This window comes from Bacteroidota bacterium, assembly GCA_020402865.1.
Taxonomy (GTDB): domain Bacteria; phylum Bacteroidota; class Bacteroidia; order Palsa-965; family Palsa-965.
In genome coordinates this window covers 166,250-179,188 of record JADBYT010000009.1, presented here as the reverse complement: position 1 = coordinate 179,188, position 12,939 = coordinate 166,250, and the positions used below count along the sequence as shown (strand labels likewise).

The 12,939-nt window shown below is 47.5% G+C and carries 7 protein-coding genes; 6 read left to right on the top strand and 1 reads right to left on the bottom strand.

Annotated elements, in window-relative coordinates; genetic code table 11:
- Nucleotides 1-93 precede the first annotated feature (93 nt).
- A complete protein-coding gene (locus IM638_08020; GenBank protein MCA6362970.1) occupies nucleotides 94-2,376 on the top strand; it encodes a T9SS type A sorting domain-containing protein in 2,283 nt (760 codons plus the stop codon).
- An 88-nt stretch (nucleotides 2,377-2,464) separates the two neighbouring features.
- Nucleotides 2,465-2,827, top strand: a complete 363-nt coding sequence (locus IM638_08015; protein MCA6362969.1) for a cyclic nucleotide-binding domain-containing protein — start codon at nucleotides 2,465-2,467, stop codon at nucleotides 2,825-2,827.
- A 138-nt stretch (nucleotides 2,828-2,965) separates the two neighbouring features.
- Here the strand turns inward: IM638_08015 and IM638_08010 are convergent, their stop codons facing one another.
- Nucleotides 2,966-3,814 (bottom strand): hypothetical protein, encoded by an 849-nt coding sequence (locus tag IM638_08010; GenBank protein MCA6362968.1) that lies wholly within the window; start codon nucleotides 3,812-3,814, stop codon nucleotides 2,966-2,968.
- 409 nt (nucleotides 3,815-4,223) lie between these two features.
- On the opposite strand from IM638_08010, the gene IM638_08005 reads away from it, so the two are divergent.
- The 4 genes from IM638_08005 to IM638_07990 all read left to right on the top strand — a co-directional run bounded on the left by IM638_08005 (nucleotide 4,224) and on the right by IM638_07990 (nucleotide 12,938).
- On the top strand, nucleotides 4,224-6,881 hold the full coding sequence (locus IM638_08005; protein ID MCA6362967.1) for a carboxypeptidase-like regulatory domain-containing protein: 2,658 nt from the start codon (nucleotides 4,224-4,226) through the stop codon (nucleotides 6,879-6,881).
- A gap of 248 nt (nucleotides 6,882-7,129) precedes the next feature.
- Nucleotides 7,130-9,751 carry a carboxypeptidase-like regulatory domain-containing protein gene (locus tag IM638_08000; GenBank protein MCA6362966.1) on the top strand — a complete coding sequence of 874 codons (2,622 nt, stop codon included), beginning with the start codon at nucleotides 7,130-7,132 and terminating at the stop codon, nucleotides 9,749-9,751.
- 596 nt (nucleotides 9,752-10,347) lie between these two features.
- Nucleotides 10,348-11,130, top strand: a complete 783-nt coding sequence (gene truA / locus IM638_07995; protein MCA6362965.1) for a tRNA pseudouridine(38-40) synthase TruA — start codon at nucleotides 10,348-10,350, stop codon at nucleotides 11,128-11,130.
- The gene (locus IM638_07990; protein MCA6362964.1) at nucleotides 11,127-12,938 is read left to right on the top strand and encodes an ABC transporter ATP-binding protein; all 1,812 of its coding nucleotides are present in this window, start codon (nucleotides 11,127-11,129) and stop codon (nucleotides 12,936-12,938) included. The genes truA and IM638_07990 overlap by 4 nt, the downstream gene beginning before the upstream one ends.
- Nucleotide 12,939 lies beyond the last annotated feature (1 nt).

Sequence of the window (12,939 nt, the reverse complement as noted above, 5' to 3'; positions counted from 1 at the left end):
GCTGTTTATTTCAGGTGATGAATTAATAAAAATAATTAATAGTACTCACAAAACTTTTATGCTGGCTTGTATAGCCGGCGCTAATTTTTTCCCATGAAACAACATGTCACATTTCTACAACCGGGGCTTTGCAGTAAAATTTTGTTTGCAGGCATTCTGATGTTCAATGCTTCATACCTGAGCGGGCAGCATTATATCGACCGCTATCTTACCTCAACGCCTGTGCTGACTGAAGTAGGTAATTCATCCAATCAGATTAACAATCCAACCGATCTGGATGTGAAGCCGGGAACAAATGAAATCTGGGTGTGTAACTCCGTTTTATCGGGTGGTTCGGTGGTGATCTTTTATGATGCCGGTTTGCCGTCACAAATTTCACAGTTCCGCAAAGATTCGCATTCATCACATTTTATGCCTAAATCCACCAGTCTGGCGTTTGCCGAAAACGGGGAGTTTGCCACTACGCAGGATGTACTCACCACCAACAGCGGTGCATTTATGGGCCCCACATTATGGTCGGGGGATACTTCTGTTTATGCCAACGTATTTCAAAATCCATGGATGAGCGGTTTGCCTATGGGCAGCCATCTCAGTATGCTGCATCAAAGCCCATACAGTGTAGGTATTGCACACGATACTGCAAAAGTGTACTGGCTGCTTGATGCGCAAAACAATACAATTTGCAAGTACGATTTTGTGCAAGGGCACGGTCCGGGTTACGACGATCATTCCGATGGCATTATCTGGCGATATACCGATGTTACATTTACCCGCAAGCCTAATCTTCCGAGTCACCTTGTACTGGATAAATCAAGCGGCTGGCTGTATTATATCGATGGCGGACAAAATAAACTCAAACGCCTTAACACCAACACCGGAGCCATTGTGGGTAACCTCACACCACCGCCAAATGCGTTTGAGGTACTCGACGGTTATTACGATGTGCAGGGAGCTGTGGTTGAACTGGTAGATTCAATGCCCTCATCTCCGATGGGAATTGATTTGTACAATGGCCGTTTAATTGTAAGCAACTACAATACGGGCGATATTCGCGTATATGACATTACGGGGGCTGTACCGGTATATCTGGGCGTTATTTCTACAGGGCAACCGGGCATAGCAGGGGTGAAAATTGCGCACGACGGTAAAATATGGTTTGTAAACTACCTGCAGGATAAACTCTATCGTATTGATATTCCTGCTGCCGCAAACGATATTCAAGTACTGTCTATCCAGTCGCCGAGAACAACTAATTCAACACCCGATTATTATTCCATCGGATTTAATGTGTGTAACGCTACCGTAGCACCTGCTGTATTTATCCGCAATGCGGGTACAGATACACTTACCTCGGCAGTGATTAGTTATTCAATAGATAATCAGCCTGCAGTAAGTTTTAACTGGAGCGGTTCGCTTGGCCCTGATTCTGTTGCCTCAGTAGCGTTGCCGGCCAGCACCATTGCTGATGGTGCACATCTGATCCGGGTAGTTGCCTCACAGCCCAACGGCCTGCCTGATGAGAATCCGGCAAACGATTCAAAACGCGGCTCCTTCCGTTCAATGGGCACAACCCTGTCTTATCCATACGCCGAAAATTTCGATACAACTTATCTCCCCGCCGGGTGGCATTATGTACACTATAATCCGAACAGTGAATTGCACTGGTCTTCTGCCGGTGGTTTTGGTTTAAGCACCGGATCGGTGAAAATGGATAATTATTCCAGCGTATTCAACAACTCCGGACAGAATGACTATCTGATGATGCCCGCCATTGATTTATCTGCCGCTCCCGCAAGTGGTACATCACTGGAATTCAGTGTGGCTCATGCCCGGTTTAATGCTTCGGCAACAGACAGGTTGCAGGTGAAAGTTTCTACCGACTGCGGAGTTACCTGGTTCAATGTGTATAACAAAGCAGGTGCAACACTGGCTACGGTAAATACATTTCAAAGTGCGGCCTTTACACCTTCGGCGCAGCAATGGCGCACTGAGAGCATCAACCTCACTGGTTATGCAGGAATGAGCGATGTGCGCTTTATGTTTATTTTCACCAGCGGAAGCGGGAACAATATTTATATCGATGACATTAGAATCAACAATTCAACGGTGAATGTAGAAGAACCCTTAGCGGAAACGGGTATTCAGGTAATGCCCAATCCCGGAAACGGTTTATTTAACCTGCACACCGGCAATACAGCCGATGTGGTGAATGTGGTGATTTACAATTTGCTTGGGGAAACTGTTTACACTGTTTCGGCAACTCCGGCAAACGGAAATATGCAGTTTGATCTTTCTGCATTTCCTGCAGGTACCTATATGCTTAAGGTTCGCAAAGGTGATGCCGTTTACAATAAACGCATACAGCTGGTGCATTAATCCAATTCGCATAATAAAAAATCCGGCCATGAAAATGAGCCGGATTTTTTATTATGCTCAATGACCAGACGCGCTATATTGGGTAACTATGACCGAACTAGAAGGCTACATCCTCAGCAGTTTTGGTGTTTCCACGGAAGAAGTTGGTGCGATTACGCGCTTTTTTAAGCCGCTTAAATTGCATAAAGGTGATTACTATCTCAAAGCAGGCCGCCTTTCTGACCGGCTGGGCTTTGTGCAGTCGGGCATTTTACGCGAGTACCTTGAAACGGATAACCGCGAAATTACCAAATGGATTTCCACCAAAGGTTACTTTACAGTTGATCTGCACAGCTTTTTGTTCAAACAGCCTGCACGCTGGCACATTCATGCACTTACTGATTGTGAACTGTGGGTCATCAGCGGGAGCTGCCGCCATTCACAACTGGAAAATCGTAGCGCAAGGCAATGAAACAGTGGTGTATATGGAAGAAAGTATGGATGGTTTTCTGGTGAAACTGCTGAAGAAAATGATGAACCGGAATGTGCGTAATGGAGGCGAAAGCTGGTTGCTGGCCTTGAAAGCCGAGTGTGAAAAGCCTCAGTATGATTAAAATTGCCTGAAAATGCTTAACTGAAAGCCCAGCGTATTCAACTGATACGAGATAGCCGCCGCCTGATAAGGTACATTTGTATTGGATTGTGCGGCCGGCACATCGTTGGTGTACAACGTTTCTTTTTGCCAGGTATTCAGTAAAGGCAACTGATCGGTACCGTCTAGGGTATATGCCGTTATCGTTTTCTTTTCAGGCGACCATGCTTGTCCTGTTGCGAGCAATTCGCCCTGCACCACCCAGTTTTCAGACAGCCTGTAATTGCATTGCAGTGAGGTATAGAAACCTGCACTCAGGTTGCCGGTTATTTTTGTCGTCATATTCCCGGCCAGCGAATCGTTGGTGTAATACAGGTCAATTTTCTCAGTTATTTCAGGACGGCTAAGCGTGAAACCACCCGCAAGAGCGAATGACCATTTTTGTGATTCATAAAAAGGCACTGAAATTCCTGCAAAAATCCGGGGCATAAGCAGCTGCTGATCCGATTTTCCATATCCTTCAATAACAAACGGATTTCTTGACCATTCGTACGCATAGTGAATTACATTGCTGAAAAAATAATAGACTCCGCCTTCTACTGAAAGCCTGTCGCTAACCGCATACGCACTTTTTATTCCAAGCTGAAAACCCTGCCCAAGTGAGCCAAACCTGTATTCACCGTTTTTATACCACATGGTGGAAGGGGCACTTATAGTTAATAACTGACTGGAGGTTGCCCGATTGTAACCGGCTGTGATCACTGAAAGGATGAAACGTTTACGCTCGTGTCGTTGATTTATCGTATCTGTTTGCGCAAGGCATGTAAACGAAACCACGAGACTTAGTGATAAAAGAAAACTTTTCATGGGTTTAATAGGGTTACTTTCAGATAAAGATAGTGATCAGCTGTTTTTTGAAGATTAAAATCGATTTAAGTATGCTTACCGTCACTGCCAATAATACGATATAACCGTTCACCGCACAAAATTTCCGTTGTCCTATTTTAACTTGTCTGTAGTCATGAATACCTGTTTTTTTGCCGCCTGTTAAAAACGCATACCACAACCTTTTTACTTTTTTGCGTCTTGCACGCAAAATGGAGCTTTTCAGGCTCTCAGAATACTACAACCAATACAGCATCATTGCGGGTACTGCATTAGTATTTCGCCTCAATCAATTAGTAAGACCAGTTAAAAGTCATTTTTCGATTTACAAACAATAAATAGTTATCCAATTACTATTTATCCAATTATTGCGCGATCAATGCCTGACAGAATGAATAACAGTATCATCCCTCTTATTACACGCAGTACCATTGCCGGGTTACTGTTTTTTCTGTGGCCTGTTTTCGGGCTTCATGCCGGTGTGGTTAAAGGTTCGGTCAGTGACACGTCAGGCGTCCCGTTGCCTTATGTGGCTGTGGGCGTAAAAAACTCCACACTTGGTGTAAATACCAATCTGAACGGCGCTTTTTTTCTCGAATTACCGGCCGGAGCCTACACGCTTGTGTTTGCACAGCTTGGCTACCAGACAGTTGAAAAACAGGTAGTGGTTACCAATGGACCACCAACAGTACTGAATGTGGTTTTGTACACACAAACCAAAACACTCAGTACGGTTACAATTACCACAAAAGGCGACCGCGACAAGGGGCGCGAAATAATGAAAAAAGTAATTGAAAACCGGAGTGTATATTGGGAACGGGTGAATACTTACCAATGCCGGACATACCAGAAAGCATCGTTGGAGAAAGTGAGTAAAAAGCCTGAAAAACGTGATTCGGCGATGGCCCGGCTGGAACAGCAATGGCAAAAAGATACAGCCGGTTCGAAGGATAGTGAACGAAAACGCAAACGTAAAGAAGCCGAATACATGGCTATGCAGGAGGCGCTGAAAGATCAGCGGCTTAACCTGATTGAAACAGTAGGCGAAACATTTTTTCGCAGCCCGTTTACCTTCAAAGAGAATATCATCGCGCAAAATGATTTTACTCAACAGAAAACCCGCGAAGAAGGATCGTATGTGGTAAACGACGGCACCAGTCTTACTATGCAATACGGCGAATACGAAATGGCTCCCGTTGCCACAATTGCCGATAATCCGTATCTGCTGGTGAATGATGCACAGGCTGCCGACTTTAATTTTTACCGCAATCAGATTGATGTGCCGGTAATCTGTAATCGCCCGCTGTTATCGCCGGCGGCATCAACTGCATTACTCAATTACCGGTTCGAGTTTATTGCCACCTTCAGTGAAAATGGTAAGCAGATTCATAAAATTGCGGTTAATCCGCTCTTCAAAGCGGATGCGCTTTTTAACGGATTTCTTTTTGTGGAAGACAGCTCCTGGGCCATTGTGTCGGTTAATTTAAGCGTGAATACCGACGTACTTCTTTCCTGCAAAGAGTTTAATGTTATTCAGCGTTATCGCGAAGTAGAACCGGGTATTTATCTGCCCGTACAGCGTGAGTTTAATTACACCATTCTGGAAGAAGAGTTTAACGTAATCGGCAATGTACGTATGGAGCACGCGCAGTACAAGGTGAACGTTGATTTTCCACGCGGGCTTTTTAATAACGAGGTAAAACATTTTGAAGACAATGCGTTCGACAGGGATTCGGCATTCTGGGCGGAAAACCGCACACTGCAACTCGACGAAAAAGAGCTGGCATTTATTCAGGATGCCGACAGTGTGCAGGCTTACTTCGGCACACAGGAGTATATTGAAGAAAGCGACTCACTGTTTAACCGCATCAACATCTGGAGCTTTCTCATTAACGGTGTGGGCCACCGCAACAGTTTAAAGGGCTACGAGTTTTACTTTGCCCCGCTGGCCGAACAGATTGTGCTGCTGGGTGTAGGCGGATACCGGCACCGGCTCATTGGCAGTTACAGCAAACGTTTCGACAGCGGAAAGCAGCTTGAAACCGAGGGCATGCTTGATTACGGGCCCAACAACCGCGATCTTCGCGCAAAGGTCGGTGTGGGTTATACCTACAACCCCAAACGCTTTATGCGCACCTTTGTGCGTGGCGGCGATTTTTACGAGCAGATCAATCCCTTTACGTCGTTCGCTGATTTCTTCAGCCTCGGAAACTGGGCACGTACACGGGAGTTCAGCGTGGCGCAACGCGTGGAAATTGTAAACGGCCTGTTTGGTGAACTTACCTTCGAATTCAGCGATCAGAGTCCGATTCTGGATATGCAGGTGCAGCCTTTCTGGGACAGCCTTTATTCCGCATTGGCACCGCCGGTCAACTTTCCGCGTTACAAAAAGGCCGAAATAAGGCTGGAATTCCGCTACCGGCATAAGCAGAAATATGTAATTAAGAAAAACCGTAAAATCATACTTGGTTCCAAATATCCCGAACTACGTGTGTTTTACCGCAAAGGCATCCCCGGTTTGCTGGGCAGCGAAGTTAATTTCGATTACCTCGAAGTAGGAACTTTTGATGACCTTCGGCTGAAACGTTTCGGGACAAGCCACTTTAACCTGCAGTACGGGGTGTTTCTGAATAAAACCAGCTTGCGAAGGTTGGAATACCGCTATTTCCGGGGCTCTGAAATTTTATTTTTTGTGGCACCGCTTCAGTCATTCCAACTTCTTGGCGAGCGGATGATGTTTACCAATACCTCGTTTTTCAGATTTAATTATATCCATCATTTCGACGGTGCTTTCGGAAGTAAAATACCCCTGCTCGGACGGTTGAAAATAACTACGGCTGTGGGGGGCGGTACATTAATTATCCCCGAATCCAATTTCTACCATCAGGAGTTTTTTGCCGGACTTGAGCGCGTAATCACCCTCTGGGGGCAACCTTTCCGTCTGGGTGTCTTTGCCGTTACATCAGATAATACATTTAATGATCCTGAAATAACCTGGAAAGTAGGCGTGGGCGTATTTAACCCGTTTACCCGCAAATGGAACTGGTAATTTACCGTTGTTCATTCCCCATAGTTGCCGGTTAGTATGTTTGACTGGCAGATAAAAAGGGAAGAATCACAAATTATTTTTGTCCGGACAGTTCGTCCGGACTTTTTTTGCAACTAGTCACGGACTTACCGGTAACGAAATGTTTTCCCTGCGTCTGTAACAATACGCCAACGCCATTCGTCATATTCCCGTGCCATTTGGCATAATACCCGGGTTGACTGTACGGATAAACCCTAACTTTGCGCAAAATGATCGGAATACGTCTTTTATTGCTTTTTTTGACTTTCCCAGCCCTGCTCAGTGCGGGTGTGGTAAAAGGTGTAGTGCGTGATACTACGGGGCAACCGCTACCGTATGTGGCGGTATCTGTAAAGAATTCTGTTTACGGTGTAAATACCAACCTGAACGGCGCCTTTTTTCTTGAACTTAAGCCCGGAAACTATACACTTATCTTCTCGCAGCTCGGACTGGCTACGCAGGAGCAGGCTGTGACCATTGCCGAAGGAAAGCCTGCGATTCTTAATGTGACCATGCGCGTTTCCACCGTTTCCATGAACGCCGTGGAAATTAGTGTCAAGGGCGACCGCGACAAAGGACGCGAGATAATGAAGCAGGTAATTGATAAACGGAGTGAATACTGGGATCGTGTAAACAACTACCAGTGCCGTACGTATCAGAAAATATCACTCGAAAAAGCCAGTACCAATCCCACTGAACGCGACTCGTCGCTGGCCGAACTGGAACGGAAAAAGAAAAAGGAAGATTCAACGGCACGTTATCAAACTAAACAAAAGAAGGAACGTAAGGAAAAAGAACTGAAAGAGGCTCAGGATGCACTTAAAGACAAACGCCTGAATCTTCTCGAATCGGTTACAGAAACCTATTTCGAGCGCCCCGGCCGATTCAAGGAAAATGTGCTTGCCCAGCATGATTTTACCGAGCGGCGTTCAAACAATGTAATGGATGTGAACAACAACAGCGGCATGGGCTTCAACTATGGCGAGCATGAAATTGCGCCTGTGCAGGTGCTCACAGACAATGTGTATCTGCTTGTAAACGATGCACAGTCGGCCGATTTTAACTTTTACCGCAACCAGATTGATGTGCCCAATATTGCCAGCCGTCCGCTGCTCTCACCGGCTGCAGGTACTGCTTTTCTCAATTACCGTTTCGACTTCCTTACCACATTTACCGAAAACGGTAAACAGGTTCATAAAATAGCCGTCAATCCGCTTTTCCGGTCCGATGCACTTTTCTCGGGGTTCATTTTTGTGGAAGACAGCACATGGGCAATCCTCTCGGTAAACCTGAGCGTGAATACCGACGTGCTGCTTTTCTGCAGAGAGTTTAACATCATTATTGATTATGAAGAAGTGGCCTCCGGTATTTATTTGCCGGTGCGCCGTGAGTTTAATTATACCGTGCGCGAAGGCAAGTTCAATATTATCGGTAACATGCGTTCCGATCATTCGCAGTACAAGGTAAACACCACTTTCCCGCCCAAATTGTTCAATGATGAGGTGAAACATTTTGAAGAAGATGCATTCGACAAAGATTCGGCCTACTGGGTGCAAAACCGCACCATTCAGTTGCAGGAACGCGAACTGCGCTATGTGCATGAGGTTGACAGTATTCTGGCTTATCACAACAGTCCGGAGTATAAAATGAGTCAGGACTCGGCCTACAATCACCTTGATGTATGGAGCTTTCTGATCAACGGTATCAGTCACCGCAACCGCGAGAAGCGTTACAATTTTTACATCTCGCCGCTTGCCGATCAGGTTAACCCGTTTGGCGTTGGCGGTTATCGTCATAACCTTAGCGGCAGTTTTAACAAACGCTTCACCAACAATATGCTGCTCGAAACTGATGGGCAAATAGACTATGGTTTTCGCAACCGCGATTTACGTGGCAAAGTGGGCGTGGGCCTTACGTATGTACCACTCAAATTTGTGCGCACCTTTATCCGCTTCGGCGATTTTTACGATATGGTGAACAATTTTGCTTCCATTCAGCAGGTGTTCAGCCGCAGCAACTGGGTGCGCTGCCGTGAGTTTAGTGTGGCACAGCGGATGGAAATTGTAAACGGACTTTTCGGCGAACTTACCTTCGAGTACAGTGATCAGTTTCCGATTACCGGTCTGCAGCTTGAGCAGTGGTCGGGTCAGTTGTTTGGCTCGCTCAATACGCCAATTAACTTCGACCGGTACGTAAAAACCGAAATCAAGCTCGAACTCAAGTATCGTTTCCGTCAGAAATACATGATCCGCAAAAAGCAGAAAATCATTCTCGGCTCAAAGTATCCCGAACTGCGTTTCTTCTACCGCAAAGGCATTCCCGGCCTGCTGGGCAGCGAAGTGAATTTCGATTACATCGAATTCGGTTCAGTTGATGAGCTGCAGATGAAACGCTTTGGCTTTCTGAGCTGGAATGTATTGTTTGGCGCATTCCTCAATAAAGCCAACCTGCGTTTGCTTGAGCACAAATATTTCCGTGGTTCCGATTCATTCATTTTCTCCGATCCCCTTCGCTCGTTTCAGTTGCTCGGGCCTACACTGAGTACGGCAAGCAGTTTTGTGCGGATCAACTTCATTCACCATTTCGAAGGTGCGTTCGGCAGCAAAATTCCGCTTTTCGGTAGGTTGAAAATTACCGCAGCTTTGGGTGGCGGCACACTTATTATTCCTGATGCCGGCTTCTACCATCAGGAAGTATTCGCCGGACTGGAACGTGTAATCCGTATCCGCCAACAGCTTTTCCGTCTTGGAGTATTCGCCGTAACGGCCGATAACACGTTCGAAAAGCCAACATTGACCTGGAAAGTGGGCTTCAGTTTTTACAACGCGCTTACGCGCCGCTGGAGCTATTGATCACTGCCGTGTCTCAGCAATCGGCGGCTGAGCTTGTTGAAGCCACCGACTGCATCTCAGTAATTGGTGGCTGAGCCTGTTGAAGCCACCGACTGCATCTCAGTAATTGGTGGCTGAGCCTGTCGAAGCCACCGATTGCTGTGCCACCACGACAATCTCAGCCCCCCCGATAATTCCCCTAAAACAAAACAGACAAATTCATCCTCCGGTATTTTTACCTCGGAGGCTTGAGCCCGCTAAAACAAAACAGACAAATTCATCCTCCGGGATTTTAACCTCGGAGGCTTGAGCCCGCTAAAACAAAACAGACAAATTCATCCTCCGAGGTTTCTTTTAACCTCGGAGGATTGCACACAAAATAATTTTGTTTTAGGTATAAAATGTAAAAAAAAAGCAGGAGCGAACCTCAGGCAGCAATTAAAAACCGCTCGGCTCCAGCCTTCCATTACAAGCGCATCGTTGTATTTAAAAGCATCGCGGAAAGCTTTCCATTACAGTCTGGGCTATAAATTCATACTGTCCGGCGCATCAAATCCGGTTTGTTACTCCACAACACCGGCCGCAAATCCGTATTTTTGCAATTCTCAATTCAGCACGTGGCTCGTTACTTCCTTTTTCTTGCGTATGAAGGTACCCGCTATCAGGGCTGGCAGGTGCAGCCGCACACTACCGATACCGTGCAAGCCGTGCTTAACGCCAAACTCAGCATGCTGCTTCGCGAGCCTGTGGAAGTAACCGGCTGCGGCCGCACCGATACAGGCGTGCATGCCTCGGCGTTCTACGCACATTTTGATGCTACTGCCGAACAGCTGCCCGAATCGCCCGAACGCTTTGTGTATCACCTCAACGCCGTGCTCCCGGCCGACATTGCCGTGTATGCCGCACAACGCATGCCCGACAATGCCCACGCCCGTTTCGATGCCACCTACCGCGAATACGAATATCACATTACCCGCATCAAAAATCCGTTTGGCGGCACACAATCCTGGCTCCTGCGCGATGAACTGGATGTGGCACACATGAACGCCTGCGCCACACTTTTTTTGCAGCAAACCGATTTTGGAGCATTCTGCAAAAGCGGCGGCAATGCCAAAACCACGCTCTGCAGCGTAAGCCGCGCATACTGGCGCAGCGAGGGGCATACACTCATTTTTACCATTGGCGCCAACCGCTTTCTGCGCAACATGGTACGCGCTGCCGTAGGCACGTTGCTCGATGCCGGCCGCGGTAAACTCAGCGTGGAAGATGTGCAGCGCATCCTGCAATCGGGCAACCGCTCCGAAGCCGGACAGTCGGTGCCGGCACGCGGACTTTTTCTTACCCGTGTGCATTACCCGGCACACCTCAATTTACAAACCGATATGCTTCCCCGCCAATGAGTGCTGTTTCTGGAAAAACGTTCGACTGGAGTTTGCTGCGCCGCATTATGACGTATGTGCGTCCGCACAAACTTTTATTTGCGCGGGCAGTCGCATTTACTGTTATCCTCTCTTTTCTCTCGGTGGTGCGGCCCATGCTCATCCGCCATTCAGTGAACGAATTTGTGCAGCCCGCTTCATCGGCTGCCGAAGCAGAGTCGCTTAAAGCGCAGCTGCTTGTGTTTTGCCTCGCCATGATTTTGCTGCTTGTTACCGAAGCATTTCTGCAATACTTCAACGGCTTCAGCACATCCAAACTTGGCCAGCGCATTGTGAAAGACCTGCGCATACAGCTGCACAAAAAAGTACTCGGCTTCCGTTCCGGCTATTTCGACCGCACGCCCATCGGTACACTCGTTACACGTGTGGTGTCTGATATCGAAGCCATAAACGATGTATTCTCGCAAGGCTTCATTGTTATTGCCGGCGATATGCTCACCATTGTCATTTACCTCGTGGCCATGCTGGCTGTAAGCTGGAAAATTACGCTCGTGGTGCTTACTACCATTCCAATCATGTTCCTTGCCACATGGTGGTTTAAAAACGCCGTGAAACAGTCGTTTACCGATGTACGCAACGAAGTATCGCGCCTCAATACGTTTGTGCAGGAACACATTACCGGCATGCGCATTGTGCAGGTGTTCAACCGCGAGAACGTGGAAATGGATCGTTTCCGGGAAATCAATTCCAAACACCGCGATGCAAACGTGCGCGGGGTGTGGTACTACTCCGTGTTCTTTCCTGTGGTGGAAATTCTGGTGTCCATTTCACTCGGTTTGCTGGTGTGGTTTGCCGGTAAACAGATATACGGCTTCAATGCCGATCCGGGCGATGTGGCGTTTTTTGTAATCCTCATCAACCAGTTTTTCCGCCCCATCCGCATGCTGGCCGATCGTATCAATACCCTCCAAATGGGCATGGTGGCTTCGGAACGTGTGTTTAAGGTAATGGACACAAACGATGTGATCAGCCGCAGCGGCAGCACCGACGCCTCGCACATAAATGGTGATATTGAATTTGAAAAAGTATGGTTTACCTACCAGACCGAAGACGAAGCGGCAACCGATACGCATTGGATTCTTCGCGGCATTTCGTTTAAGGCCTCAGCCGGCGAAAGCATTGCCATTGTAGGCTCCACAGGTTCCGGAAAAAGTACCACCATCAATCTCCTCAGCCGCTTTTATGAGTACCAGAAAGGCAGCATCCGCATTGATGGGAAAGAAGTGCGCGACTATGAGCTTTCTTCGCTTCGCCGGAATATTGGTGTGGTGTTGCAGGATGTATTCCTTTTTTCCGACAGTATCCGCAATAACATTACGCTCAACAATCCCGCCATCACCGAAACACAGGTAATTGAAGCCGCCAAAGCCGTAGGCGCTCATGACTTTATTATGAGTCTGCCCGGCGGCTATGATTATGATGTAAAGGAACGTGGCGGCATGCTCTCGGCCGGGCAGCGCCAGCTCATTGCGTTCATCCGTGCGTATGTATATAACCCGCGCATCCTCGTGCTCGACGAAGCCACGGCCTCTGTGGATACTGAGTCAGAACGTATGATTCAGCACGCCACACGCAAACTCACCGAAGGACGTACATCAATCATCATCGCGCATCGTCTGGCCACCATCCGCAACGCCAGCCGCATTATGGTGATGGATCACGGTGAAATAATTGAGATGGGAACGCACGATGAATTGTTGCTGCGCGAAAACGGACAGTACCGGAAATTGTTTGAATTGCAGTTCAGGGAAGAGCTGGCGGGGGAGTAGG